Here is a 25,420-nt window from a genome sequence, read left to right on the forward strand (position 1 = left end):
CCTTTGCCTGCAAGCCGCCGAGCAGGGCGGGCAGCGCCTTGTGCACCGCATCGGTCGCGGTCGCCTCGTCGCCGGACGATACTGCCCCAGAACGGCTTCGGCCGGCCGGAGCGAAGGCTCCGACCGGCCGAATGACGTGCCCCCACCAGGGCTCGAACCTGGGACCTGCGGATTAAAAGTCCGTAGCTCTACCAACTGAGCTATAGGGGCGCGGTCCGCAATTCTAATGGGCTGCTCGCCGAAGTGGTAACCGGTATCCGGTCGCTCGGGTCTGCGCAGGTCGATACGACTCCCGAGGGGTCGGGAAGGGCGGCGGGGCCATCGGATCTGTGCGCGGGGCGGTCCGGTGGGCCGCAGCCGAGTACTGGGTACGGGTGCCGGCCGGCCCGTCCGTCGGTCGCCACCGGGACGGGAGCGGCGGGGCGGTCGGAGGTAGCGGATATCGGTCACCTCCGGGGCCCCGGACCCTCTGGTGACCTCGCGGGGCGCGAGGTTGGGGGTAATCCCATTGACTTCCAATTTGTTTCAGCGGCGAAGTGTGTAAACATCAACCAATCGCGGTGCGTGACAATGTAATTGGTAGTGGAGGTGAGGGTGTCGAGGGGATCGGCCCGGCGGGCGGCCCGTCGAGCGGGAGTGTGTCCCGGTGCGGGCGGCTCGCAGGGAAGGGCGCGCCCCGGCGATGAACCGCGCTGCGGCCTGGTGGAATTCGCGAAAGGAACTGTGGGGCGAGTGGGTAACCGAATATTTGCCCCAAACATCGGAAAGTGGATTTCACCCACCGACTTTCCGGTACTTCCCACGGTGGACAAGGATCGGGAGTACGGTGACCCGTTGGTGAATTCCGGAAGAACCGGCTGTGGCCCGATGGGAGGGGATTCGGCCTATGGTTGATGTGCCCGTATGCGTCGCGACCGGTGTGGCCGTTCGCGAGGCCCTGGAGATCGCGTCGCGGGAGGCAGATCCGAAGACGAACACAAAACACCCGGGTGCGCACCCCCTGCGGCGCACCCGGGCCTGGAGAACTATACCAGTTGGTGTGTTTCAGGTTTCCCCGCGACTTTTCGTACCTCGAGTTTGAAAAACCGGGCAGTAGCCCGGATCTTGGTATTTAAAAATCTCATAAACTCGCACCGAGGACTGTTCCCGACGGGGGGTCCTCCGGCGGTAAGTAGCTTCGGAGGCGTTTCGAGCATGGCACGGCAGCAAGAGCGGGCCCGCCGGACTCGCGCGGCGATCATCAGGTCGGCCGCCGTTGAATTCGGGAAAAGCGGCTACGCCGCCGCATCGTTGAACCGGATATTGGAGGGCTCGCGCGCCACCAAGGGCGCCATGTACTTCCACTTCGACTCCAAGGAGGATCTCGCGCGCGCGGTGCTGGACGCCGCCGTCGAGCGTTACCGGGGGAGCACTGAACGCTGGCTCGCCAGAACGGATCTCGGCCCCCTGGACATCCTGCACGGGATGCTCGACGAGGTCGCGTTGCGCCTGGACAACGACATCATCGTCCAGGCCGAGTTCCGGCTCATCATCGAGCCGGAGTTCTACCGGGACATCCAGGCGGGCGGCGGGCGGATCCTCGGACGGGCCGTGCGGACCCTGGCCGTGCGCGCCATCGACCAGAAGCAGCTGCGCGCCGACGCCGATCCGGACCGGTTCGCCCGCACCCTCACCGCCGCGCTGGCCGGTCAGCGCTACATCGCCGACCATGCCAGCCCGCTCGATCTGCGCACGCGGTTCGCCGAGGCGCTCGAGGTCATCGTCGAATCCATGGCCACCGCCGAGTGGCTCGGGGAGTTCCGTGTCATCGGCTGGCGGGCCAGTGCGCGGCTGGAAGATCTCAACGTCTAAGCCCGAGGTGGCCTCCCGGAGCCCGATCCAGTCGTCTGACCAGCCGATTTGGGTTTCGCGCCGAAGCTGTCATAAGCTATCCCAGCTCCCAACGGACGCCGTTGAGAAACGGATCGGAGAAATCCGGCCGGGCCCCCTTCGTCTAGCGGCCTAGGACGCCGCCCTTTCAAGGCGGTAGCGCGGGTTCGAATCCCGTAGGGGGTACGGTGGTAACACCGTTGAGAGCAAGAGCAAGGCCCTGTGGCGCAGTTGGTTAGCGCGCCGCCCTGTCACGGCGGAGGTCGCGGGTTCGAGTCCCGTCAGGGTCGCAAGACTGTATGTAGGCATTCGGTTCGGGTGCCCCCGGCCAGGTAGCTCAGTTGGTACGAGCGTCCGCCTGAAAAGCGGAAGGTCGCCGGTTCGATCCCGGCCTTGGCCACTTCCTCAGGGTTCGCCCTGTTCTCGCTTCGCGCTTCACCACGTTCGGAAGTGACTTGTGGGGGCCCGGCCCCCACACCCCCACGCCGGAGGGGCTTCGCCCCCCGGACCCCCTATCACCGGTTCAATCCGACGTATTTCTTCTCTCGTCGGTGCGCTTCTTTGTCGCTGTGTTGGGCTGCATGCCTCTGACCTATTTTCGGTGGTTGGGCCGGTGTGCCTGTGCCGCTTCGATCTGTGTGCTCGTGAGTGTCGGTGTGGGGTGGACGTCTCTTGCGGGGCGAGTGTCCTTCTAGGGGGGTGTCGTTCGTCGGGCTGATCTCGCTGCCTCCCGCTATGGGCTGGTGTCGCATGGTCGGGGGGTGTGGTTCGTCTGCGGGGGCTTTGTTGTGAATGCCCTGCTAATGGGTAAGCGGCTCGCGGAATAGGGGATTGCTGCGAGATTTCCTGGAGCGGGGCGGGGATTGGTTGTCGATCAACTTCCGAGGGGCTCGGGTGGGTGTTGTTCGGCGAAATCGGTTGTCTCGGGTGGGTGTCGGGGGATGTTCTTGTTGTGCCGCCTTTTGTTGTGTTCGCCAACTTTCTCGAGGCGGATAGGGGTGTTCATCGATTGTTTGAGGAGCCATGGATGGCGCTTTGCGAAAATTCCTGTCGTGTCATGCGTTTCGAGCCGAGCGTGGTGCCTATTTCATTCGGAATGACTCTCGGGGTGGGATTGGTCACGATGTGTGCGGTGGGGGCATATTCGGGGCGGGACCGGGGAATCGGTTCGGGGGTTGCGAGGGCGGCCGGCCGTTCCCGGTGGCGGGTGGGATGATGATCACATGGGCGACTCCGACTCCGATTGGTATTACTGCCTCAAACATCACCGGGCCGAGCAGAGCAAGCGATGCTGGTTCGCCGATCGGATGGGGCCCTATCCGGACCGGACGACGGCGGAGCGGGCGTTGGAGATTGTCCGGCAGCGCAATGCAATCGGGGACCGGTACGACGGCAAGTAGCCGGACCATCGGATTGTCCGTCGAGTTCCCGGGCAGTAACGGAGCTCACCCGCCGCGGGAAACCCGGAGAGGCGGGGGAGCCTCGCGCGACGAGGTCCGCTACGGTCTGTGGAGAACAACGTGCGCGCAAACGAGCGGGAGGGTGACCCTTGAAGGTGACCGTTGTGGTGCCGACCTACAACGAGCGGGAAAACCTGCCGGTGGCGGTGGAACGGTTGACCGCTCTGCCGGTCGCGGACCTGCACATCCTCGTCGTCGACGACAGCTCCCCGGACGGCACCGGTGAGCTCGCCGACAAGCTCGTCGCCGAGCGTCCGGAATCGCTGGGCGTATTGCATCGTGTCGAAAAGGACGGCCTGGGCCGCGCCTACATCGCGGGCATCACCCGGGCCCTGGACGAGGGCGCCGATGTCGTCATCCAGATGGATGCCGACCTGTCGCATCCCGCCGACGTCATTCCCGCGATGCTGGACAAGCTCGAGACCACCGGGGCCGGCGTCGTCCTGGGGTCCCGGTACGTTCCGGGCGGATCCACCGCGTCGGAGTGGAAGTGGTACCGCAAGGCCCTCTCGGCCTGGGCCAACTTCTACGTCAACGCGATCCTGCGCCTGGGCGTCAAGGACTCCACCGCCGGATTCAAGGCGTGGAAGGCCGATACGCTGCGCGCGATCGACGTCGCCTCGATCCACAGCAACGGCTATTCCTTCCAGGTCGAGATGAACTACCGGGCCATCAAGAAGGGCATCTCCATCGCCGAGGTGCCGATCCGGTTCGAGGAACGCACCAAGGGCGCCTCGAAGATGAGCCTCGGCGTGCAGCTCGAATCCGCCGCAATGCCGTGGAAGCTGCTGTTCGGCAAGCAGGTCTAGGGCGACGGTGAGCCGGCGGAGCTTACGGAGCCGGCGGGGTGGGTAAGCACTAGCCGGGCCAGTCCACCAGGGTCCGCACGAACAACTCGCGGACTCGCTCCACCTCGTCCGTCATATCCGCGGCATTCCAACCGCTCACGTCGATCGGCGGTAGCACCGCCACGTCGACGGTGCCCTTGCGCACGATCGCGGAATTGCGCCAGGCGATCTCCCCGGCATTGCGGATCACCACCGGAACAACGGGCACCCCGGCCTGCTGGGCGATATGAAATGCGCCCTTCTTGAACGGGCCCACCCGCGGCGTGAGCGAACGGGTGCCCTCGGGTGCGATCACGATCGACAATCCGCTGCGCAGGGTCTGCACCACCGGCGCCAGCGCGGCCCGCGCGCCGGCGGAATCGGAACGATCGATGAAGGTCGCCCCCGCGAAGCGCAGCAGCGGTCCGAATACCGGGTTCGCGGTCACCTCCTTCTTCACGATTCCGGTGAACCCGGCACCGAGGACGGCGGCCAGGACCACCATGTCGAACTGGCTCTGGTGATTGAAGACGAAGACCGCCGGTCGCGGCGCCCGCGCGTATTCGGCGCCGGTGACCCGCATCCGCACGCCGGTCGTGCGCAGGGTCGCCGCGGCGGCGTGGGTGATCATCGAATCGGCCATGCCCCGCTGCCGGCCGGTACGCGAGGCTGTGCCCGATGGCGGCGCTTCCGAGGGCCCGCCGGTGCGCGACGCGACCGCGACCCCGGCGGCGGCGCCGCCGAGCAGACCGGCGAATCCGGCTGCGGTGCGTGCGATATCGAGGGCTCCGGCGGACTCCCGGGGCCGGAAGGTCAGCATCGGCCAGCCCCGGTCGCGGGCCTGGATCGCCATCCCGGGATCCGGATTCACCGCCGTCGCATGCCCGGCCGCCTCCAGCAGCGGCACGTCCGTGGCGGCATCGGCGTAGGCGTACCCGCGGGACAGTTCCACGCCGCGGACCGCCGCGAACCGGCGCACCGCCTCAGCCTTGCCGTTGCGCCACAGTGGCTTTCCCTCCACATGCCCGGTGAGCAGGTCGTCGTGCACGGCCATAGGGGTGTAGAGCACGTGCGCGAAGCCCAATTCCGCTGCGGCGGGCTCGACCTGGAACCGTGACAGGCAGGTGGCCAGCACCAGCGTGTGACCGGCCGCCTCATGCGCGCGAATCAACCGCCAGGCCTCCGGATATAGATGCCCGTAGATGGTGTGGCGGAACAGATCCGTGCCCAGTTCGGCCAGCTCGAGCTCCGAATGTCCGGCCCATATGGACATGATGCGCTGCAGGAATCGCTCGTACTCGCCCTCGGCGCGCGCCCCGCGAATGCTGGTGAGCAGCGTGTCGGTCAGCGCGGCCCGGCCGTCGGGACGGTGCAGCAGCCGCCGTGCGGCGGACTGCGGGGTGAAGCCGTGCACGACGGTGCCGCCGAAATCGAAGACCGCCAAGATATCCGGTCCCTGCGGTCCCGTGCGAACCGCTTCGATCGCGGCCTCCAACCCGGTGTTCGCCTCGGCCTTGCCGATGCGGTCCCTCCGGGGCATCAGTGCGCTCACGACTGCACCTCGCTGGCGCTCGGCTCCGTCGTGCGCGCGGCGCGCTGTGTCACTGGTTCACTCCGCTGCGCTCCGTTCACGACTCCACCTCGCCGGCGCTCGGCTCCGTCGTGCGCGCGGCGCGCTGTGTCACTGGTTCACTCCGCTGCGCTCCGTTCACGACTCCACCTCGCTGGCGCTCGGCTCCGTCGTGCGCGCGGCGCGCTGTGTCACTGGTTCACTCCGCTGCGCTCCGTTCACGACTCCACCTCGCCGGCGCTCGGCTCCGTCGTGCGCGGGGCGCGCTGCGTCACTGGTTCACTCCGCTGCGCTCCGTTCACGACTGCACCTCGCCGGCGCTAGGTGGTTGGCTCCACTTCGCCCCGTTCATGGCCCGTCCGTCCGGTTCGAGGGATCCAGGGCCGCGGCGCGAGAGATCCGGGCGCTGATGATGCGCAGCTCGTCGGCGAAAGCCCTTCTGCGGGTGGGGAGATCGGTGCCGTCGGGGGTGAGCAGGCCGTGGTTGTCGGCGAGTTTCAATGCGCTGGAGAACAATTCGGAGGACACCGATTCGGGGCTGTGCAGCCGCTGCTGCAGCAGCATCTGATGGCCGACCGCCAGGCATTCGTCGATGAATTGCTTGCGATCCAGCGGCCCGCCGTCGTGGGCCGCGAGGCGTTCGGCCACCACCAGTTGCGCGTCGAAGAACGAGCGCAGCACGCGGTGCGCCATGATGAAGCCGGAATCGGCCAGCGTCGCCAGGATGTCGGCGCCCACGGTGCCGTCGGCCGTGCGGGTGCGCCAATCCGGTACCGCCAGCAGCATTTCCGCGGTCATCTCCGCCGCGAATTCGGCGCGCTCGGGGAAGAAGAACTCGAATTTCAGCAGGTCCCGCAGTCGATAGGCGGCCTCCCAGCCGGCCTCGAGCTGCTGCCCCTCCGGCGCCTCCACCGCGGCGAGCACCGACAGCTCGAGGATGGCGCGGTTGACGAACCAGTGCACCGCGCTGTTGCGATAGAACGCCGCCTCCAGGTGCGCGCCGGTCTCGATCGAATACACCGGCTCGAGTCCGCCGCGGTAGACCGTCACCACCTTCGCGGCCGACAGCTGCTCGAGCACCACCGCGAGCCCGTTGTCGTCGTCCAGGGCCTCGAGTTCGCCACCGGGCAGGCCCCGGTTACCGATATAGCCGCGCACCGGCCGCAGCGCCATGCGCACCTCGCCGAGGGTCAGCGCACGCTCGTCCACGCCGAGCAGAATCAGGGTGACCAGCGCGTTCACCGTGATCGGGGTCACCGCGTTGATGCCGACGGCCACCTCGAAGGCCAGCTGCTGCACGGCCTTTCGCTCCTGATCGTGAACCTGCGCGGGCAGCGGCTCGGCCGGGCCCGGATCGGGCTGGAGCGGATCGCCGTGCGCGCCCAGGCGTTCGCGCGCCGAGAGCGGGGTGCCGAAGCGCACGTACACGTGCCCGGCCGAATGCTGTTGGTTGCGAATGTATCGCGCCAGCCAGGGTAGGTTCTCGGGCTTCTTCACCCCGCCCGCCTGCTCGGTGGCGATCGCGCCGAGCTCGTTGAGCCGCTCGTAGGTGATCGACACCGGAACGAGCATCACGTCCTCGACGCGGCGCGAACGAATCGCGGCCGCAAGGTAATTCAGTAGTCCGTACCGCGGCGGGCGGAGCTTGCCGGTGCGTGTGCGCCCGCCCTCGAAATACCACTCCAGGTTGAACCGCTTGGCCAGCAGGTAGGCGAAGTACTCCTCCACCACCGCCTTGTACACCTCGTCGTCGCCGAAACTGCGCCGGATGAACACCGTTCCGGTGCGTCGGGCGATCGGGCCCATCGGCCAGAACCGCAGGTTCGCGCCGCCGATCACATGGTTCGGCGGAAAGTCGTTGCGCGCCAGGGCATCACCCAGCACGAACGCATCCACGTAGGATCGGTGCGAGGGCAGGAACACCAGGGGGTAGCGCTGATTCAGGCGGCGCAGCGCGGCCAGGCCGGACGTGTCCGCCTCGACCTGCCAGGCCGAGGCGTGCACCGGGCGCATGGCCTGGGTGAACAGATCCGAGACCAGCCGGCTCTGCGCCGCCACCAGTTCCCGCAGTGCCCGCTCCGCGCGCCGGTATACCTCGCTCGGGCGCAGGCTCATGTGCTCGGCGATGGCGTCGAGGCGGCGCAGGAATTCGGGGGAGTCCAGGATCTCCTCGGCGACCAGCCGCGGCACCTTGTACCGATCGCCGATCACGGCGCGTTCGGCGCGCTCGAGCGCCACGATTCCGGCCCGGACGATGGCCCGGGCGAACGGTTCGGCGGAGCCGGCCACGGCGGGATTGTTGGCCCGCAGCTCGCTGAGCCGGGCGGGCTGACCGGTCAGCACCAGGTGGCGATCGGGCGCCTTGGCCACCAGGCGGCGTTGCAGCAGCCGGTGCGGGCTGCGTGGATTGCTGAGAGTGGCCAGGTCGGTAAAGGTGATGCGGCGCACCCCGTCTCGCTCCGCGGGCAGCCACAGCACCCGGATCGGCAGCACCAGCGGATCGTCCCGGCGCCCGACCAGCCGCGCCGCCACCGCCTCGGGGTCGAGGTCGAGCTGGGTGACCGGGGTGTCGATGCCGAGCTCCGCGGTGACCCCGCCCTCGGCCAGCCAGCCGCCGATCAGCTCGCGCTCCACCGGCGAGCTCGCATCCACCAGGGCGACCACCGATTGCGGTGTATCGCTCGGGCCGGGCGGCGCCGGAACACCGGCGCGGTGATCGATCATTGCGAAACCTTCCATCTGATGACGCTTTCCCATTCAATCCCGGCCGGTGGGTTTCGCGCAGGAGGTTGGCGACCATCATCTGGAGGCGGCGGCGATGAGCGACGATCGGGCGCCGACCCGGACGTGAATACCCGGGCCCGCACCGTTCCCTACTCCCCGAGCAGGTGCAGATCGTAGAAGAGCCGATAGCGATCGGGATCGTCCGGCAGGAACCAGTGCAGCCCCTCGAGGGCGAAGATCGACACGAGGTTGATCGCGATCACCGCGGTGATGAATCCGAAGCAGATTCGCCCGATCAGCCGGTGCGGCACCGCCGGAACCGTGGGCGCGGCGGTCCGGTACGACAGCGACAGCACCACGCCGATGACCGCGATCGCCGTGACGAACAGCACCAGCGCCCACACGTACAGGTGCAGGCCCAGCACCGGCGCCCCGTACCCCGGGTCCCCGGGCCGAATGTGCAGCATCGTCTGCCGCCAGGATGCGAAACCGCCTGCGGTGCAGCCGATCAGCGCCAGGCCCCAGCCCGTCGCGTAGTCCTGCGGCTCGATGTCGCCGTTCATGGCATTGCGCACGATGTAGGCGCCGCCCAGCCCGGCCAGCAGCATGAACATCCGCTGCACCACGCACAGCGGGCACGGGTAATCCCAGGCGATGAACTGCACGCCCAGCCCGCCGCAGACCACCCCCGTCCAGCCCGCCATGAATACGCAGGCCAGCCAGAATTGGGTCCGGCCGAGCGCCGGCCGCACTCGATCGGTGGCATTTTCCGACTGCACGCTCACCAGGTCAGCCCCAGCCCGAGTCCGCCGGTGATGTGGTGCCACAGCAGCAGGCAGGTCAGCACCAGAACGATCCACCATGCGCCCAGGACGACCCGGCGCGATTGTTGCCGATACATCACCGCCACGGTTGCAAGCAAACCCGCGAAGAGGAGCGTGTCCATGCCCGCGAAGGCTACCGTTTATAGAGGTAGAAGCGGCGTATGCGCGCCGCCCCCGGCCTTTTTCCTTTTACGATGAGCAAACTGCGCGCAAATATCGGCGAATTATTGCGAACCGGGTATCGGACTCGACCCGGTTGCCGATCTAGACTCGAATCCGTGAACGGCTGGAGCATTTCCGACCTACCCGATCAGAGCGGCCGGACGATCATCGTCACCGGCGCGAACAGCGGCCTCGGCGCGGTGACCGCGCGGGCGCTGGCCGGAGCGGGTGCGCAGGTGATCATGGCGTGCCGCGACGAGGTGAAGGCGCGGGCGGTGGCGAACACGATCGGCGAGCGGGCCCAGGTGCGCCGGCTCGACCTTGCCGATCTGACCTCGATCCGTGAATTCGCAGACTCCGTCGAGCGCGCCGATGTGCTGATCAACAACGCCGGTGTGATGGCGCTGCCGTTCAAGCACACCGCGGACGGCTTCGAAATGCAGGTCGGCACAAACCATCTCGGGCACTTCGCGCTGACCGGGCTGCTGCTGGAGAAGATCTCCGACCGCGTCGTCACCCTCTCCAGCGGCGCGCACCTGATCGGCCGCATCGACCTGACCGACCTGAACTGGGAGCACCGCCGCTACGAACGCTGGCGGGCCTACGGACAATCCAAGCTGGCCAACCTGATGTTCGCCCGTGAACTGCAGCGCCGCCTCACCACGGCGAGCTCGCCGAAGATCTCGGTCGCGGCCCACCCCGGTTATGCCGCAACGGATCTGCAGTCCCACACCGAATCCCTCCTGGATCCGGTGATGACGCTCGGCAACCGGCTGCTGGCCCAGAGCGCCGAGATGGGCGCGCTGCCGACCCTGTACGCAGCCACCACCGACGTCGAGCGGGGCGGTTTCTACGGTCCGACCGGCCTGGGCGGCCTGCGCGGCTACCCGGGCCCGAGTGGCTCCTCGGCCGCCTCGAAGGACGAGGTCACCGCCCGCCGGCTGTGGGATCTGTCCGAGCAGCTGACCAAGGTCTCCTACCGCTTCCACTGAGAGCTGTTCCGGAAGGGATTGCGGGACGGCCGGATTCGGGCACGCTGGTCCGGTCCGTCGGAGTGAGACAGCTCACTTCCGGGGTTGTCACACTCGCGAGAGGCGCGTCGTCGTCTTGGTATAGCGCCGCCACACCGGGCGGCACCGAGAGTGAGGACATTGTCATGGAACCTCGTATCGACTTCAGCAACGAGACCTTCGTCAAGTTCATCAAGCGCCTGGGCAACGCCGGTCAGGTCGTGCACCAGTCCACCGTGCCCGCGATCACGCAGCACATGGTGATGCTGCGTGCCAGCCAGATCAACGGGTGCGGCTTCTGCACCGATATGCACGCCAAGGACGCCGTCGCGGCCGGCGAGGACTGGGTGCGGCTGAACCTGGTCGCCGCCTGGCGCGAGGCCACCGTGTTCACCGAGGCCGAGCGGGCCGCGCTCGCCCTGGCCGAGGAGGGCACCCGGCTGGCCGATGCCCACGAGGGCGTCAGCGACGAGACCTGGGAGCAGGTGCGCAAGCACTACGACGACGAGCAGATCGGTGCGCTGGTCTCGCTGGTTGCCGTGATCAACGCCTACAACCGGCTCAATGTGATCGCCCGGACCCCCGCGGGCAGCTACGTCGCCGGGTCGCTGGGCTGAGTCTGGTACAGTCGCCGACGTGCAGCGCGCGTATTTCTGGTTTATCTCCCCGGCCCTGGGTGGGCCGGTCGGTGAACCGCGCTGACCTTCCCCCATCCCGAGCCGCACACAGTCGGCTCGCCGGGATTTCCACATCGTGGGCCGACCTGAGAACAAGGAGCCACACGATGACCACAGCAGCCGACGTCGATGCCAAACACAGCGACCTCGACGATCGTCGCACCCTGAGCATCAGCCCCCTCCTCTCGCCCGCCGACGTGCGCCGCGCGCACCCCATCGACGACACCCTCGCCGACATCGTCCGGGCCGGGCGCAAGGCCACCGTTGATGTGCTGCGCGGCGCCGACGACCGCCTCATGGTGATCGTCGGCCCGTGCTCGGTGCACGACCCCGAGGCCGCCCTGGAGTACGCGCGGCGCCTGGCCGCCAAGGCCGCCGAGATCTCGGACCGGCTGCACGTGGTGATGCGGGTGTACTTCGAGAAGCCGCGCACCACCCTGGGCTGGAAGGGCCTGATCAACGACCCGCACCTGGACGGGTCGTTCGACGTCAACACGGGCCTGGGGCTGGGCCGGGAGCTGCTGGTCGGCATCACCGCGCTCGGGCTGCCCGTGGCCTGCGAATTCCTCGACCCGATCACCCCGCAGTACATCGCCGACCTGGTCTCCTACGGCGCGATCGGGGCCCGCACCGCCGCCAGCCAGGTGCACCGGCAGCTGTCCAGCGCGCTGTCGATGCCGGTCGGCATCAAGAACGGCACCGACGGCGACGTGCAGGTGGCCGTCGACGGTGTGCGTGCGGCCGGGGCCAGCCACGTCTTCCCCGGTACCGACCTGGAGGGTCGGTCGGCGCTGATCCGCACCGCCGGCAACCCCGACTGCCACGTCATCCTGCGCGGCGGCAGCAACGGCACCAACTACGATGCTGCCTCGGTCGCCGAGGCCTGCCTGCGGCTCGAGAAGGCGCAGCTGCCCCAGCGCGTGGTCGTCGATGCCAGCCACGGCAACAGCAACAAGGACCACAACCGGCAGGTCGACGTCGTGACCGATATCGCCGCGCGCATCGCCGACGGCGACCGCGCCGTCGTCGGCCTGATGATGGAGAGCTTCCTCGTCGCCGGACGCCAGGACCTGACCCTCGGCCGCGCCGCCGACCTGACCTACGGCCAGTCCATCACCGACGCCTGCATCGACTGGGACACCACCGCCGCGCAGCTGGATCGCCTGGCGGACGCGGTCGCTGCCCGTCGCTGAGATCGCTTCCCGCGGTGGGGATTCGCGGTCGTTTCACGGCGCTGGAACGACCGCGAATCCCGGACTCGATGCGGAGTCGCCCTGTGCGCCAGCGCATCTCGACTCTGTTATGCGCCGGCAACCTGTGGTCGACGGACCGGCCCGGGGGGACGGACCAAATGCGGATCGGTGACGGCGTGTGTCGTCGGGGTGAGCGCCGAACCCGTGACGGCGTGCGGCGGTTGGCATGTGGGTAACGCGCCTCGGTATGGCCGGTCGCGCGAAGTGGCCGTTGCGATGCAGACCAGTTGTTCCGGATTGGATCGCGACAGCGGGTCGGGTGAACGTCCACTATGGGCTCATGATCGGAACGACTGCGATTGCGGGTGTGGCGCTGGCCTCGCTCGGGCTGGTTTTGACGCCCGGGCCCAACATGATGTACCTGGTGTCCCGAACGGTGTCGCAGGGGCGTCGTGCCGGACTGGTGTCGCTGTGCGGTGTCGCCGTCGGATTCCTGGCATACCTGAGCGCCGCCACGGCGGGGATCACCACGATCTTCGCGGTGGTGCCCGAGCTGTATCTGGCGCTGAAACTCGCGGGCGCGCTGTACATCGGCTGGCTGGCGTGGAAGACGCTGAAGCCCGGCGGGACTTCGCCCTTCGCGCCCACCGAGCTGCCCGCCGATCGCCCGGGCAAGCTGTTCGGGATGGGTCTGCTGACCAATCTGCTGAACCCGAAGATCGCCATCATGTACATGGCGCTGATCCCGCAGTTCGTGGTTCCCGCGCACGGGCGGATCTGGTTGCAGAGCCTGTGCCTCGGTTCGGTTCAGGTGATCATCGCCGTGACCGTGAACGGCCTGATCGTGGTCGGTGCGGGCACGATCGCGGCCTTCCTCGGCGAACGCCCGCTGTGGTTGCGGATTCAACGCTGGGTCACCGGCACCATGCTCGGGGCGATCGCGGTCCTGCTGGCCTCGGACCGCACGCGTCCCCTGCCCGCCTGACCGGCAACAGACCTCCGGATCGCGAACAACGCGAGAAGGGTTGGTGCACACCGTGATCCGGTGTGCGGATAAATCCAGGGCGAGGGTGTCCCCGGCTTCCGTCCAGCGGCCGGGGGCACCTTGTTCTATCCGGGCGGTCTTCCGCGACCGCTGTCGGTGTCAGGACTGCCCAGCCGATATCCCTGGGCGGCCAGGGATTTCGCTGCCGAGGGCTGAATCGAGGTCGTCGAAACCAGCGCGCGCCGGGGCCGCGAGTCGCGTGTGACTTCGGGTGCTGCTCGGTTCGGCCGGGGCGCGGGGTGTTTCGGTCCGTTGCGGTGGCTGGGCGGGTAGGTAGAGCGCAGAGAACACCGCTCCAGCCGCGGCGACTGCTCCGGCTACCACGCAGCCGATGGTGAGCCCGTGGTCGAAGGCGTTCGTCGCGGTCGCGTACACCGCCCGCGCGACGGCGCTCTGGCCGCCTGCGGAGAGCTTTGCGGCAACGTTGTATGCCGCGCCGACGGACTGATGGACGACGGCGACGAGCCCGGAAGGAAGTTGTTTCGGCAGGTCGGCGCCGAGCCGGGTGTCGTATAGGGAGGCGTAGACACTGCCGATGACTGCGACCCCGAGCGTGCCGCCGAGCAGCCGGGTGGAATCGTTGACGGCGGATCCGACGCCCGCTCGGGCGGCGGGGACGGCCCCCATGATCGATTCGGTCGCGGGCGCGGATGTGAGGCCCATGCCCAGGCCGTAGACCACCATCTGGATGGCGATGGTCCCGTAGCCGATGGTGGGTGTGATGTCGGAGGCGACCCAGAAGTAGAAGCCCGCTTGCAGGGCCATGCCGGCCGTGACGATTGCCTTTGTGCCCACCTTGACAGCGAGCCGCGTGCCGACAGCCGATCCGACGGCGACGGAGACGGCCACCGGCAACAGGTGAACTCCGGTGGACAGGGGGCTGTACGACCGGATGAACTGGAAGTACTGCGTCATCAGGAAAATGAACCCCAGCAGCGTGAAGAAGGCGATGGTGACCGCGATGCTGGCCGCGCTGAATCGCATGTTCGCGAACAATCGCACGTCGAGCATGGGCTCGCGGGCCCGCCACTCCGCCGCGACGAATGCGACCAGCAGCACGGTCGCGCCCGCGAAACCGAGCAGCGAGCCCGGCGCGGTCCAGCCCCGCGTCGGAGCCTCGATGATGGTGTAGACGAGCAGCGCCATAAACCCGGCCGACAGCGCCAAGCCCACGAAGTCCAGGCCGTGCGTGGTCGGGAGCTTCGCTTTCGGAACGCACAGTGCCACCAGGGCGACGACGGCCAGTGAGACCGGTCCGAGCACGAAGAAGATGCTCGACCAGCTGTGGTGTTCGAGCAGGAAGCCACCCACGATGGGGCCGAGCGCGATAGCCACGCCGGCCGTGGCGCCCCACAGGCCGATGGCAAGCGCGCGCTCGTTGCGGCTGACGAACACGCCGGTCAGCAACGACAGCGTCGCCGGGAACGTCATCGCGGCGCCCACCCCCATCACCGCGCGGGCCGCGATCAGCGCATCGGGCGAGGTCAGGTAGCCGCCGACGAAGCTTGCAGCGCCGAACACCACCAGGCCCGCCAGCAGCATGCCCTTGCGGCCGAAACGGTCCGACAGGCTGCCGCAGGTGAGCAGTAGAGCGGCGAACGCGAGGTTGTAGGCGTCCACGACCCATTGCAACTGCGCGGTCGTGGCGCCGAGTTCCCTGGTCAGCACCGGTAGCGCGACGTTGACCAGGGTGGTGTCGAGGTTGATCACGAAGGCCGCCGTCAGCAGGGCGGTGAGAATGAGCGGTTTGGATCGGACGCGAGTCATGGTCGAATGGTAGGCGCCGTTGGTTTATTTTTTCAACTTATAAGTTGAAATTCTCAACTATGGTGTAAGCTGAGTTCATGCGAAGCTACGGCCAATATTGCTCGATCGCCCGGGCGCTCGACGTCGTCGGAGACCGCTGGACCTTGCTGATCGTTCGCGAACTGCTCATCCAGGGGCCCTGCCGGTTCACGGATCTGAAAAACGGACTTCCCGGCATTGCCACCAACCTGCTGTCGGCCCGGCTGACCGGTCTCGAGGAGAGTGGTCTGATCAGCCGTGAGGACGCGCCACCACCGGTGGCGGCCACGCTGTTCCAGCCGACCGAGGCCGCGCGGGCGCTGGAACCCGCACTCCGGGCGCTGGGTTTGTGGGGGCTGCGATTCATGAACGCCGAACAGTCCGGCGATGAGTTCCGAGCCCAATGGCTCGCCTACGCTCCGGCGTGGTTCACCACCGCTACCGACCGGGACGGACCACCGGCGACCATCCAACTCGTCGCGGGTGGCGAGCATGCCGTCATCGAGATCGTCGACGGCGAGGTCCGTACGCGGGTGGGGGGAGTGAGCGATCCGGACCTGGTCGTCGAGGGGCCGCCCCGCGCTGTTCTCGGACTGCTCACCGGGAAGGTCGAACTCGATGACGCGGCCGAGTACGGGCTGATCACGCAGGGGCGAATCGAGACACTGAGCCGGTTGCGCCCGATCCAGGAACCCTGAGCGCCGATCGGATCGGCACCGCAATCCACAAGAACCACACGGAGGAACGGCTATGACCGAATCGCACACACTCGCCCATTACGAGACCGGTTCGTCCCGGCCCGACATCGAGCGGGCTCTGGTCGCGGCGGGAAAAGACCTCGGCCAACTTCGAATGGCCGATCTGGCCATGCTCGAGGACTTCCACACCGGCGGCCGCATTGCCACCGGCCAGCTCGCGGACCTGCTCGACATCGGCCCGGACAGCACTGTGCTCGATGCCGGCTCCGGTATCGGCGGCACCGCGCGATTCATCGCCGAGCGCTTCGGATGCAGGGTTTCAGCGATCGACCTGACCGATAGCTATTGCGATACGGCCCGTTGGCTCAATGGTCTGGTCGGGCTGGACGATCGGATCACCGTCCGGGAGGGCGACGTCACGGAGCTCCCGTTCGCTGATTCGTCGTTCGACTTCGTCTTCAGCCAGCACGTTCAGATGAACGTGGCGGACAAGGGGCTTCTCTATCGGGAGGCGCGCCGTGTGTCGAGGGGCGATGGTCGGCTGGCCATCTGGGACATCTTCGCCGGTCAGGGGGGCGAACCGGCTTTTCCGCAGCCTTGGGCCGACCAACCTCGAGACAGCTACCTGGAAACGCCGGCCGCGGTCCGCGCCACGATCGAGGCCTCGGGCTTTGCCGTTGATCACTGGGTCGACCTGACCGAGCAGGCCGTGTCGACCATGCGCATGGTGCAGGCGCTGCCTCCCAATCCGCTCGGGCTCCACGCATTCGTCCCCGACTTCGGTACCCGCATCGAAAATCTGATCAATGCCCTTGCTGACGGGCGAGTCCGGGCGGTCCGGGCAATTGCCCGAGCGGTGTGATCCGGTCCCCCGAGTTCCGGACCGAATCCTCAGCCCGACGTCGCTGCTCCGGGCACCGCGAGACGGATTAGCGCACGCCGTGATCTGATGTGCGGATAAAATCCGGGATGAGGGTGTCCCCGGCTTCCGTCCAGCGGTCGGGGGCACCCTCGTGCGCTTTCCGCGGTTGGGTCGGCGTCAGGGTTTCGCCCTCGCGGCCGGCGTCGCTATGGGTGGTCAGTCCGCCTGGGCGGCAACTCCGATTACGATCATCGGCCCGCATCCGGGTTGTGATGATCACGGCAATTGCAAACCCGGGGCTCCGCGTCCGCACTTTTCCGAAGACGACCAGGATCAATTGGGTCCGACCCTGAAATTCTTTCAGGACTGTATTGCGACCGGTTCGCACAGTTCCACCGGTGGATGGTGCCCGGGCGGCCCGATTCCGCCTGGCGGCATCTGACCGAGCCGCGCGGCTGTGGGTCTTCGAGGTAGGGAATTCAGTGGCTGGGCGTCGCGTGGGCGGCGTGCAGGCGGCGGATACCTTCGGTGATGGTCTCCTCCTTCTTGCAGAAGGTGAAGCGCACCAGGTGACTCCAGGAGTCCTTGTCGTCGGCGAAGACCGTCAGCGGGACCGCGGCCACGCCCAGGCGCTCGGGTAGTTCCCGGCAGAAGGCGTATGCGTCGGAGGCGGTGAGGGGGGTGATGTCGGCGCAGACGAAATAGGTTCCGTCGCTGCGCTTGACGCCGAAGCCCGCGTCCTCGAGCGCCTGGGATAGCCGGATGCGCTTGTCCGACAACGTATCCCGCAGCGAGGAAACCCAGGCCAGCTCGTGCTCGAGGGCGTGCGCGACGGCGGGCTGGAACGGGCCGCCGCCGACGAAGGTCAGGAACTGCTTGGCCGCCAGCACGCCGTCCAGCAGCGGCTCGGGCGCGCACGCCCAGCCGATCTTCCAGCCGGTGACGCTGAAAGTCTTTGCGGCACTGGATATCACGACGGTCCGCTCGTACATGCCGGGCAGCGTGGAGATGCTGATGTGCTCGTGCCCGTCGAAGGTGAGGTGTTCGTACACCTCGTCGGTCACCACCAGCAGATCGCGCTCGATGACCAGGTCCGCGATGGCCTGCAGATCTGCGCGGCTCAGCACCGTCCCGGTCGGGTTGTGCGGCGAATTCAGCAGCAGCAGACGGGTTTTGGGAGTGATTGCGGCGCGCAGGCTGTCCAGGTCGAGGGCGAAGCCGTCCCCGTCGGGCACGAGCCGCGCGGTCCGCCGGGTCGCCCCGGCCAGGGCGACCGCCGCCGCGTACGAGTCGTAGTACGGCTCGATCAGTACCACCTCGTCGCCCGGTTCGACCAGGCCCAGGATCGCGGCGGCAATGGCCTCGGTGGCCCCGACGGTCACCAGGACCTGGCTGTCCGGGTCGTACCGGGTGCCGTACCGGGCGGCGCGGTCGCGGGCGATGGCCTCGCGCAGCGCGGGCACGCCGCGCCCGGGCGGGTACTGGTTGAAGCCGTCGGCGATGGCGCGCTCGGCCACCTCCAGCATCGACGCGGGTCCGTCGGTGTCCGGGAATCCCTGCCCGAGATTGACCGCGCCGTGCCGCACGGCCAGCTCCGTCATCTCGGCGAAGATGGTCGACGCGAACGGGCGCAGGCGGGCGACGGTCGGGATCTGCTGCATGGTCACACGGTAGCTTGCGGCCTCGCGCGCCCGATTGCCGACAGTTTTGCTCACGCTGATCCGTCTCGGGAAAGGCGATCGAGCACGGCGCGGCAGGGCAGGAGCGCCGAAGCATCAGGCGACGGCGGCCCGGCGCGAACTCTCCCGGATCCGCAACTGCGCGGGCAGCACAATATGTTGCGAGGGAAACTCCTCCCCGTTCACCCGCCGCAGCAGCAATTCCGTTGCGTGCCTGCCGATGTCGTAACTCGGCTGCTCTACAAGGGTGATCGGTGGCGCGAACGCGGACCAGCTCATCTCGTCGAATCCGGCCAGCAGCAGATCCCCGGGAAACCGCACGCCGGCCCGGGCGAGCGCGTCCAGCGCGCCGACCATCATCAGGTTGTTGCCGACGAACAGCCCGTCCGGGGGCTGCGGCAGGGCCAGCAGCGCGGCGGCGGCCGCGCGCCCGCCCTCGATGCGGTAGTCGCCGCGGATCTCGAGCGCCGGATCGCGCTCGAGCCCGGCATCGTGCAGGGCCGCGCGGTATCCCGCGCGCCGGCTCGTCGCGGTGGACGCGTCGGCGGGGCCGGTGATCATCGCGATCCGCCGGGCGCCCGCGGCGATCAGATGTTCCACGGCCTGTTCGGCGGCCGCGCGATTGTTCACCGTCACGCTGTCGACCTCGGCCCACTGCAGCCGCCGGTCGATGGTGACGACCGGGATGCCCCGATCGGTGAGCGTGTCGATGCGGCTCGCGCCGGTGGAGGACGGCGACAGGATCACCCCCGCCATGCGTTCGGCGGCGGCGACCTCCAGGTAGCGCAGCTCCTTGTCCAGGCTCTCGTCGGTATTGGCGAGCACCACCGAGTAGTCGCGTTCGCTCGCGGCGTCCTCGACCCCGCGGGCCAGCGCGGTGAAGAACGGGTTCTGGATGTCGGAGATGATCAGGCCGAGCACCTTGGTGGCGCGGGTGCGCAGCGATCGGGCCTGGCTGTTCGGGCGGTACCCCAGCTTCGCGACGGCGACCGCAACGCGCTCGCGCAGCTCGGCGGCGACGCGCTCGTCGCCGTTGAGCGCCCGCGACACGGTGGCGGGGGAGACGCCCGCGAGCGCCGCTACATCGCGGATCGTGACCGCCATGCCTCACCGCCTTCGGGTCGGGAAACGATTTCCCATACTCCCGTCGAGGTTAACAGTCCGCGCCCGAAACACCCTCTTGACCGGCCACCCATGGAATCCTATGGTTGCGTGAAATCGTTTTCTGAGATCCAGGTCACACTAGGGGTGGACCGTCGGGTTCACCGCATGAGGCAAGGAGAGGCGAGATGGCTCGCATCGGGTTGCTGTCCATGTCCGACGGGCGCGCGTTCGTCCACAACGACGTCAGCGATTTCATCGCCGCGGGCGCCGCCGCGCTGGCCGGGGCGCTGCGCGAGGCCGGGCACGAGGTGGTCACGGCCGAGATCGTCTGGACCAACGAGCTGGCCACCAGCCAGGCACGGTGGCTGGCCGACCAGCGCGTCGATCTGACCATCTTCCACTACGCGGTATGGGCGTTCCCGCACTTCACAATGCTCGCCGCGGCGGCGACCCCGGGCCCGCTGCTGTTGCTCGGCGGCCTGGATCCGGTGCAGCCCGGCATGGTCGGCATGCTCGCCGGGGGCGGCGCGCTCGATCAGATCGGCCGCCGCCACACCCGAGCCTGGGGCGATATCGCCGATCCCGCCACCCGCGAGCGAATTCTGGTGCGGGTCCATGCGGCCGCGGCCACCGAATCCCTGCGCGGATCCACCTTCGGCCGGATCGGCGGCCGCCCGATGGGCATGTACACCGCCGTCGCCAACACCGATCAGTGGATGCGCACCTTCGGCATCGATGTCGAGGAGATCGACCAGTGGGAGATCGTGCGTCGCAGCGAGACGGTGGACGCGGGCCGCGTCACCCAGGCCCGGCTGTGGCTGGAAAAGAGTTCCGCCGGAGTGCATTACAACGGCACCAGCCTGACGCCCGAGCTGCTCGAGCGCCAGATCCGTTCGTACTACGCGATGCGCGAGCTCATCGACGAATGGAATCTGGACTTCTCCGGCATCAAGGGCCAGCCCGAGCTGACCAATCACTTCGCCACGATGGACATCGCCGAGGCGTTCCTGAACGACCCCTACGACTGGGAGGGCCCCAAGCCCACCCACGTCACCTCGACCGAATCGGATATGGATGCGGCGCTGACCATGCAGCTGCTCAAGGGCCTGTCCGGCACCCCGGTGCTGTTCGCCGACGTGCGGCACTATCACGCCGACAAGGACGTCTGGGATCTGTGCAATTCGGGCCAGCACGCCACCTGGTTCGCCGCGCGCTCGGACGATCCGCTGGAGAACCTGGCCAAGACCCACTTCTACCCGGAGGTGTTCTTCTTCCCGGCCGGTGGCGCCGCGGTGCATCACATCGCCGCGCCCGGGTCGTTCACGCTGGCCCGGCTCACGCGCCTGGACGGCCGGTATCGGATGCAGGTGATGCGCGGTGAATTCGAAAGCTACGACGCGGCAACGAATGAGGAGATGGCACGGATGTCCACCTTCGAGTGGCCGCACGCCTTCGCCCGGCTGCACGTCGAGGCCGGTGATTTTCTGAACCGATTCGGCGCCAACCATATTCACGCGATCCCCGGGGAATATGTGGCCGAACTGCGAGCGGTGTGCGACCTGCTGGGCATCGACTACGACGGCTTCGGCGACGCGGCCTAGCCGGGAAGCCCCGCACGGCAGGAACATTGCGAGAACCTATGACCGACCCCGAGGCCGATGCCGGTATCGGCACCGAGCGCGCCGCGACTCTGCTCACCATGAGCGGCATCGTCAAGGAGTTTCCGGGCGTCAAGGCGCTGCGCGGCGTGGAACTCACGCTGCGCAGCGGCGAGGTGCTGGCGCTGCTCGGCGAGAACGGCGCGGGCAAGTCGACGCTGATGAACATCCTGGCCGGCGTCCACACCCCGGACGCGGGCGTCATCGAGATCGACGGCGCCCCGGTGCATCTGCGTTCGCCCAAGGATGCGACCCGGCACGGCATCGCGATGATCCACCAGGAGCTGAACCTGGTGCCCGAGCTGTCCATTGCCGACAACATCTTCCTGGGGCAGGAGCGGCGCACCCCGCGCGGCACGCTGGACCGGGCGACGATGCGCGAGCGCACCACCGAATTGCTCGCCCGGGTCGGGCTGCGACTGTCACCGCGCCGCCTGGTGCGCAACTGCCGGCTCGCCGAACAGCAGCTCATCGAGGTCGCCAAGGCGCTCAACCACGACCTGCGGGTGCTGGTGATGGACGAGCCCACCTCCGCGCTGGCCGAGGCCGAGACACAACGGCTGTTCGCCGTCATCCGGACGCTGACCGCGCCCAACTCCACCTCGCTGGCGCTCGGCTCCGTTGCGCGCGAGGCGCGCTGTGTCGATGGTTCGCTCCGCTCACGAGGAGTCGGGGTGATCTACATATCGCACCGCATAGAGGAATTGGAGCAGATCGCCGACTCCGTGGCGGTGCTGCGCGACGGCGCGTACGTCGGGCACCGCTCCATGCGATCCACCAGCCGCGGCGAGCTGATCGGCCTGATGGTCGGCCGCCCGCTGGGCGAGCTGTTCCCGCGCCGTGCCGAACAGCATGCGGGTGATCGGGTGCGCCTGCGGGTGCGTGACCTGCGGACCGAACCGCCGGTAGAAAGCGATTCCGTTCCGCTGCACGGTGTTTCGTTCGAGGTGAGCGCCGGTGAGATCGTGGGCCTGGCCGGGCTGATGGGCGCCGGGCGCAGCGAGGTGTGCCACGCCCTCTACGGCGCGGGCGCCGGTGTCGGCGGCGATGTCGAGCTCGACGGCGTGCCCTACCGGCCGCACAGCCCGAGCCGGGCGATCGCCCGCGGGCTCGCGCTGGTTGCCGAGGATCGCAAGGCGCAGAGCCTGGTGCTGGGAAATACCGTGCGGTTCAACGCATCCCTGGCCGCGCTGGGCCGCTATCTGCGGCCCTGGCGCACCATCGACGCCCGGCGCGAACGCGCGGAGGTCGGCGCCGAACTGAGCGATCTGCGGGTCAAGACCGCCTCGCAGACGACCGTCGTGGGCACCCTGTCCGGCGGCAATCAGCAGAAGGTGGTGCTGGCCAAGTGCCTGCTCACCCGCCCGTCGGTGCTGCTGGTCGACGAGCCGACCCGCGGCATCGACGTGGGCGCCAAGGCCGAGGTGCACGCCCTGCTGGATCGCCTGGCCCGCGGCGGCGCGGCGATCCTGGCGGTGTCCTCGGAGCTGCCGGAGCTGATCGGCATGTGCGATCGGATTCTGGTGCTGTGCGAGGGCCGGATCACCGGGGAGTTCAACCGGGATCCCGCGCGCGGCAACCCCTTCGATCAGGAGGCGATCCTCTCGGCGGCCATGGCTCGCACACCCGCGATCGTCGTGCCCGCCGCGCTCGATCCGTCCGTTCGCCTCGGGGGCGAGCAATGATCCACCCGCACAATGCCGTTCGCGCGATAGTCGACTCGATGCCGCAGCGCCGCTCGCCGGTCCGCACGCCATCCCGGCGTGCTTGTGGCCGGGATCTCGTATGCCGGAATGACTGGAATGCCGCTGCGGCATCAATACACCCTGGGGGCGATCATGACGGTGCCGCGTAGCGATTCGACGAGTGGCGGCGGTCAGGATGCCGCGGAGCCCGACATGCGTCCGGCTCCCGCTCCCGAGGAGGAACAACCCGGGCGGGTGGACCGAATCCGGCTGAGCCTGAGCAGATTTCTGCCGTTCCTCGGTGCCGCCCAGGGATACATCGGCCTGGTGCTGGTGATAGCCGTCGGCATCATCACCAAGGGCCAGTACTTCTGGAATCAGACCAATCTCACCAACGCGATCGCCGCCTTCGCCTCCCGCGGCATCCTGGCCGTCGGCGTCACGCTGGTGATCCTGACCGCGGGCATCGACCTGTCGGTGGGGTCGGTGCTGGGCATCGGCTCGATGACCGCCGCCATGCTGCTGGTCCACCAGGGCCTGAGCCCCTGGCTGATCGTCCCGGCCTCGGCGCTGGTCGGGGCGTTCTTCGGGCTGTGCAACGGGCTGGGCACCACCGTGCTGCGCATTCAATCCTTCGTGATGACGCTGGCGATGCTGTCGGTGGTGCGCGGGATCGACCGCCAGGTGTCCGGCAATGTCGCCGTCGGCACCGCGCTGCTGGACCAGAACGGGCATCCCACCCCGGCCGCGCAGCAGTTCTCGCTGCTGGGCACGCCGGGCCGCACGCTGTTCCAGGGCACCTGGCTGCCGCTGTTCGGCACCTCCGGCATCGGCTATCCAGTGCTGGCCTTTGTCGTGGTCTGCATCGTGTTCCAGCTGGTGCTGACCAAGACCCGATTCGGCCGCCACATCTATGCGGTCGGCGGAAACCCCACCGCGGCAAGGCTGTCCGGCGTCAACGTGACGCTGGTCGTCGTCGCGGTGTTCACCCTGTCCGGCCTGCTGGCCGGATTCGCCGGGCCCATCGACGCCGCCTACAGCGCGTCGGCGGACCCCCTGGCAGGCACCGGCTACGAGCTGGACGCCATCGCCGCCGCCGTGATCGGCGGTGCGAGCCTGGCGGGCGGGAAGGGCACCATTACCGGCACCTTCGTCGGTGCGCTGATCCTCACGCTGCTGGACAACGTGCTGGGTCTCAACTCGGTCAGCGCGAATCTGCAGCTGATCATCAAGGGCCTGATCGTCGTGGTCGCCGTCGTGCTGCAGCGGCCCGGCTTCTTCCGCAGCATCGCCGACCCGCTGGTCCGGCTGCTGCGCCACCCACACCCCAGCGGCAGCTGATGCCGCCCAGCCCCGGCCGAGACTGCCCGGCCGGCGTCCCGCAGAACATCCAGGAGTGAGAAATGCGTTCTGTACGTAGATATTTCGTTGCGGCGGTGGCTCTGGCCGCGGTGGCGGCGTTCGGTTCGGGGTGCGCCTCGAACGCGCCGAACTCGTCGAGTTCGGGACAGTTCGTCGTCGGATACTCCCAGTCCAACAACGCCGAGCCCTATCGCGCGCAACTCAATCTGCAGCTCCAGTATTACGCCAAACAGCATCCGGACCTGAAGCTGCTGCCCATCACCGACGCCCACCAGGACAGCGCCACCCAGGTGAGCCAGGTGCAGAACTTCATCCAGCAGAAGGTGAACGCGCTGATCGTCTCGCCCAATGAGCCCGCGCCGCTGACCGCGGCGGTCCAACAGGCCTGCGCGGCAAAGATTCCGGTGATCATCCTGGACCGCAGCGTCAACACCGACTGCTACAGCGCGTTCATCGGCGGCGACAACTACGGCATCGGCAAGCTGGCCGGGCAGGCCGCGGTGCAGGCGCTGCCCAACGGCGGCAACGTCGTCGAGCTGCAGGGCATCCTGTCCGATCAGCCGCAGATCGATCGCGACAAGGGCTTCCGGGATGTGATTGCCGGGCACAACATCACGATCATCGACAATCAGGAAGCCAAGTGGCTCAAGGCAAATGCCAACACGATCATGCAGCAGTGGGTTGCCAAGGGTGACAAGATCGATCTGGTCTATTCGCAGAACGACGACATGGCACTGGGGGCACAACTGGCCCTGGCGGGCGCGGGCAAGGCGTCGATCCCGATCATCGGCATCGATGGGCTGGCCATCCCGACCGGCGGCATCCGCGCCGTGCAGCAGGGGCAGATGCTGACCACGTTCGTCTACCCGACCTGCGCGCAGCAGGCCGTGGACGCCGTGGAGAAGCTGATGCACAACCAGCCGGTGGACAAGAAGCAGGTCCTCGGCACGACCCAGGTCACCAAGGACAACGCCGCGCAGCTGTACCAGCAGTACGACATGTCCGGCAAGGTCGGCTGAGCGCGCCCGCGCCCGGGTGCGCCGTGTGGGGTCGGCGCACCCGGGAGTCCCGGACGCACCTGTGAGGTGCGACACGCCGTGCGGGCCGTCGACGACGGCGGTCCGCACGGTCGCGCCCGGATAAGGTCCCGTCCGCGGTGCGCCCCCGGGGAGCCTGTCGGTCCCATCGATAAGAATGGACACCGGCCGCAATCCGCAGGAGGTGCC

Annotated in this window: 20 protein-coding genes and 4 tRNA genes; 16 read left to right on the top strand and 8 right to left on the bottom strand. The window is 68.0% G+C overall.

Going from position 1 to position 25,420, the window contains the following annotated elements; translation table 11 throughout:
• Positions 1–137 precede the first annotated feature (137 nt).
• Positions 138–210 (bottom strand) — tRNA-Lys (locus KO481_RS06795).
• 984 nt (positions 211–1,194) lie between these two features.
• On the opposite strand from KO481_RS06795, the gene KO481_RS06800 reads away from it, so the two are divergent.
• The 6 genes from KO481_RS06800 (at position 1,195) to KO481_RS06825 (ending at position 4,138) form a co-directional block, all read left to right on the top strand.
• A complete protein-coding gene (locus KO481_RS06800) occupies positions 1,195–1,851 on the top strand; it encodes a TetR family transcriptional regulator (RefSeq protein ID WP_215916145.1) in 657 nt (218 codons plus the stop codon).
• A gap of 131 nt (positions 1,852–1,982) precedes the next feature.
• A tRNA-Glu gene (locus KO481_RS06805) sits at positions 1,983–2,055 on the top strand.
• Between the two features lie 30 nt (positions 2,056–2,085).
• Positions 2,086–2,159, top strand: a tRNA-Asp gene (locus KO481_RS06810).
• Between the two features lie 36 nt (positions 2,160–2,195).
• Positions 2,196–2,269, top strand: a tRNA-Phe gene (locus tag KO481_RS06815).
• 823 nt (positions 2,270–3,092) lie between these two features.
• Positions 3,093–3,269: a hypothetical protein gene (locus tag KO481_RS06820; protein WP_215916146.1), complete on the top strand. Its 177-nt coding sequence runs from the start codon at positions 3,093–3,095 to the stop codon at positions 3,267–3,269.
• Positions 3,270–3,436: 167 nt separating this feature from the next.
• Positions 3,437–4,138, top strand: a complete 702-nt coding sequence (locus tag KO481_RS06825) for a polyprenol monophosphomannose synthase (protein ID WP_215916647.1) — start codon at positions 3,437–3,439, stop codon at positions 4,136–4,138.
• A 49-nt stretch (positions 4,139–4,187) separates the two neighbouring features.
• On the opposite strand, the gene KO481_RS06830 is transcribed toward KO481_RS06825, so the two are convergent.
• The 4 genes from KO481_RS06830 to KO481_RS06845 form a co-directional block, all read right to left on the bottom strand.
• Positions 4,188–5,708 (bottom strand): HAD-IB family hydrolase, encoded by a 1,521-nt coding sequence (locus KO481_RS06830; protein WP_308166376.1) that lies wholly within the window; start codon positions 5,706–5,708, stop codon positions 4,188–4,190.
• Positions 5,709–6,074: 366 nt separating this feature from the next.
• Positions 6,075–8,450, bottom strand: coding sequence for a glycerol-3-phosphate 1-O-acyltransferase (locus tag KO481_RS06835; protein WP_215916147.1), 2,376 nt, complete (start codon positions 8,448–8,450; stop codon positions 6,075–6,077).
• A gap of 149 nt (positions 8,451–8,599) precedes the next feature.
• Positions 8,600–9,235, bottom strand: a complete 636-nt coding sequence (locus KO481_RS06840) for a disulfide bond formation protein B (RefSeq protein ID WP_215916148.1) — start codon at positions 9,233–9,235, stop codon at positions 8,600–8,602.
• Positions 9,232–9,396 carry a DUF5993 family protein gene (locus KO481_RS06845; protein ID WP_215916149.1) on the bottom strand — a complete coding sequence of 55 codons (165 nt, stop codon included), beginning with the start codon at positions 9,394–9,396 and terminating at the stop codon, positions 9,232–9,234. The genes KO481_RS06840 and KO481_RS06845 overlap by 4 nt, the downstream gene beginning before the upstream one ends.
• A gap of 156 nt (positions 9,397–9,552) precedes the next feature.
• On the opposite strand from KO481_RS06845, the gene KO481_RS06850 reads away from it, so the two are divergent.
• The 4 genes from KO481_RS06850 to KO481_RS06865 all read left to right on the top strand — a co-directional run bounded on the left by KO481_RS06850 (position 9,553) and on the right by KO481_RS06865 (position 13,301).
• Positions 9,553–10,428 carry an oxidoreductase gene (locus KO481_RS06850; protein ID WP_215916649.1) on the top strand — a complete coding sequence of 292 codons (876 nt, stop codon included), beginning with the start codon at positions 9,553–9,555 and terminating at the stop codon, positions 10,426–10,428.
• Between the two features lie 164 nt (positions 10,429–10,592).
• Complete coding sequence (locus KO481_RS06855; protein WP_215916150.1) at positions 10,593–11,063, top strand: carboxymuconolactone decarboxylase family protein; 471 nt, start codon at positions 10,593–10,595, stop codon at positions 11,061–11,063.
• 167 nt (positions 11,064–11,230) lie between these two features.
• Positions 11,231–12,316: a 3-deoxy-7-phosphoheptulonate synthase gene (locus KO481_RS06860; protein WP_215916151.1), complete on the top strand. Its 1,086-nt coding sequence runs from the start codon at positions 11,231–11,233 to the stop codon at positions 12,314–12,316.
• Positions 12,317–12,656: 340 nt separating this feature from the next.
• On the top strand, positions 12,657–13,301 hold the full coding sequence (locus tag KO481_RS06865; RefSeq protein WP_215916152.1) for a LysE family translocator: 645 nt from the start codon (positions 12,657–12,659) through the stop codon (positions 13,299–13,301).
• A gap of 159 nt (positions 13,302–13,460) precedes the next feature.
• On the opposite strand, the gene KO481_RS06870 is transcribed toward KO481_RS06865, so the two are convergent.
• Positions 13,461–15,128 (bottom strand): MFS transporter, encoded by a 1,668-nt coding sequence (locus tag KO481_RS06870; protein WP_215916153.1) that lies wholly within the window; start codon positions 15,126–15,128, stop codon positions 13,461–13,463.
• 77 nt (positions 15,129–15,205) lie between these two features.
• Between KO481_RS06870 and KO481_RS06875 the strand changes: the two genes are divergently transcribed.
• Together KO481_RS06875 and KO481_RS06880 are read left to right on the top strand one after the other, a co-directional pair.
• The gene (locus tag KO481_RS06875; RefSeq protein ID WP_215916154.1) at positions 15,206–15,844 is read left to right on the top strand and encodes a winged helix-turn-helix transcriptional regulator; all 639 of its coding nucleotides are present in this window, start codon (positions 15,206–15,208) and stop codon (positions 15,842–15,844) included.
• A 154-nt stretch (positions 15,845–15,998) separates the two neighbouring features.
• Positions 15,999–16,706: a class I SAM-dependent methyltransferase gene (locus tag KO481_RS06880; protein WP_245400531.1), complete on the top strand. Its 708-nt coding sequence runs from the start codon at positions 15,999–16,001 to the stop codon at positions 16,704–16,706.
• A 479-nt stretch (positions 16,707–17,185) separates the two neighbouring features.
• Here the strand turns inward: KO481_RS06880 and KO481_RS06885 are convergent, their stop codons facing one another.
• Together KO481_RS06885 and KO481_RS06890 are read right to left on the bottom strand one after the other, a co-directional pair.
• A complete protein-coding gene (locus KO481_RS06885; protein WP_215916650.1) occupies positions 17,186–18,367 on the bottom strand; it encodes a pyridoxal phosphate-dependent aminotransferase in 1,182 nt (393 codons plus the stop codon).
• Positions 18,368–18,481: 114 nt separating this feature from the next.
• Positions 18,482–19,489 (bottom strand): LacI family DNA-binding transcriptional regulator, encoded by a 1,008-nt coding sequence (locus KO481_RS06890; protein ID WP_215916156.1) that lies wholly within the window; start codon positions 19,487–19,489, stop codon positions 18,482–18,484.
• 185 nt (positions 19,490–19,674) lie between these two features.
• On the opposite strand from KO481_RS06890, the gene KO481_RS06895 reads away from it, so the two are divergent.
• The 4 genes from KO481_RS06895 to KO481_RS06910 all read left to right on the top strand — a co-directional run bounded on the left by KO481_RS06895 (position 19,675) and on the right by KO481_RS06910 (position 25,213).
• Positions 19,675–21,090 (top strand): L-fucose/L-arabinose isomerase family protein, encoded by a 1,416-nt coding sequence (locus KO481_RS06895; protein WP_215916157.1) that lies wholly within the window; start codon positions 19,675–19,677, stop codon positions 21,088–21,090.
• Positions 21,091–21,128: 38 nt separating this feature from the next.
• Positions 21,129–22,832 (top strand): sugar ABC transporter ATP-binding protein, encoded by a 1,704-nt coding sequence (locus KO481_RS06900; protein ID WP_215916158.1) that lies wholly within the window; start codon positions 21,129–21,131, stop codon positions 22,830–22,832.
• Positions 22,833–22,940: 108 nt separating this feature from the next.
• Positions 22,941–24,173, top strand: a complete 1,233-nt coding sequence (locus tag KO481_RS06905; RefSeq protein ID WP_215916159.1) for an ABC transporter permease — start codon at positions 22,941–22,943, stop codon at positions 24,171–24,173.
• Positions 24,174–24,235: 62 nt separating this feature from the next.
• Positions 24,236–25,213, top strand: coding sequence for a substrate-binding domain-containing protein (locus KO481_RS06910; protein WP_215916160.1), 978 nt, complete (start codon positions 24,236–24,238; stop codon positions 25,211–25,213).
• Positions 25,214–25,420: the final 207 nt, after the last annotated feature.

Origin of the sequence: Nocardia albiluteola, assembly GCF_018860155.1 — a bacterium.
Taxonomy (GTDB): Bacteria; Actinomycetota; Actinomycetes; order Mycobacteriales; family Mycobacteriaceae; genus Nocardia; species Nocardia albiluteola.

Excerpts from the sequence above, each read along its gene's own strand:
- KO481_RS06865 (WP_215916152.1), top strand. The coding sequence starts at position 12,657 with ATGATCGGAACGACTGCGATTGCGGGTGTGGCGCTGGCCTCGCTCGGG.
- KO481_RS06890 (WP_215916156.1), bottom strand. The coding sequence starts at position 19,489 with ATGGCGGTCACGATCCGCGATGTAGCGGCGCTCGCGGGCGTCTCCCCC.
- KO481_RS06800 (WP_215916145.1), top strand. The coding sequence starts at position 1,195 with ATGGCACGGCAGCAAGAGCGGGCCCGCCGGACTCGCGCGGCGATCATC.
- KO481_RS06855 (WP_215916150.1), top strand. The coding sequence starts at position 10,593 with ATGGAACCTCGTATCGACTTCAGCAACGAGACCTTCGTCAAGTTCATC.
- KO481_RS06860 (WP_215916151.1), top strand. The coding sequence starts at position 11,231 with ATGACCACAGCAGCCGACGTCGATGCCAAACACAGCGACCTCGACGAT.
- KO481_RS06820 (WP_215916146.1), top strand. The coding sequence starts at position 3,093 with ATGGGCGACTCCGACTCCGATTGGTATTACTGCCTCAAACATCACCGG.
- KO481_RS06900 (WP_215916158.1), top strand. The coding sequence starts at position 21,129 with ATGACCGACCCCGAGGCCGATGCCGGTATCGGCACCGAGCGCGCCGCG.
- KO481_RS06885 (WP_215916650.1), bottom strand. The coding sequence starts at position 18,367 with ATGCAGCAGATCCCGACCGTCGCCCGCCTGCGCCCGTTCGCGTCGACC.
- KO481_RS06910 (WP_215916160.1), top strand. The coding sequence starts at position 24,236 with ATGCGTTCTGTACGTAGATATTTCGTTGCGGCGGTGGCTCTGGCCGCG.
- KO481_RS06870 (WP_215916153.1), bottom strand. The coding sequence starts at position 15,128 with ATGACTCGCGTCCGATCCAAACCGCTCATTCTCACCGCCCTGCTGACG.
- KO481_RS06880 (WP_245400531.1), top strand. The coding sequence starts at position 15,999 with ATGGCCGATCTGGCCATGCTCGAGGACTTCCACACCGGCGGCCGCATT.
- KO481_RS06895 (WP_215916157.1), top strand. The coding sequence starts at position 19,675 with ATGGCTCGCATCGGGTTGCTGTCCATGTCCGACGGGCGCGCGTTCGTC.
- KO481_RS06835 (WP_215916147.1), bottom strand. The coding sequence starts at position 8,450 with ATGATCGATCACCGCGCCGGTGTTCCGGCGCCGCCCGGCCCGAGCGAT.
- KO481_RS06875 (WP_215916154.1), top strand. The coding sequence starts at position 15,206 with ATGCGAAGCTACGGCCAATATTGCTCGATCGCCCGGGCGCTCGACGTC.
- KO481_RS06845 (WP_215916149.1), bottom strand. The coding sequence starts at position 9,396 with ATGGACACGCTCCTCTTCGCGGGTTTGCTTGCAACCGTGGCGGTGATG.
- KO481_RS06905 (WP_215916159.1), top strand. The coding sequence starts at position 22,941 with ATGACTGGAATGCCGCTGCGGCATCAATACACCCTGGGGGCGATCATG.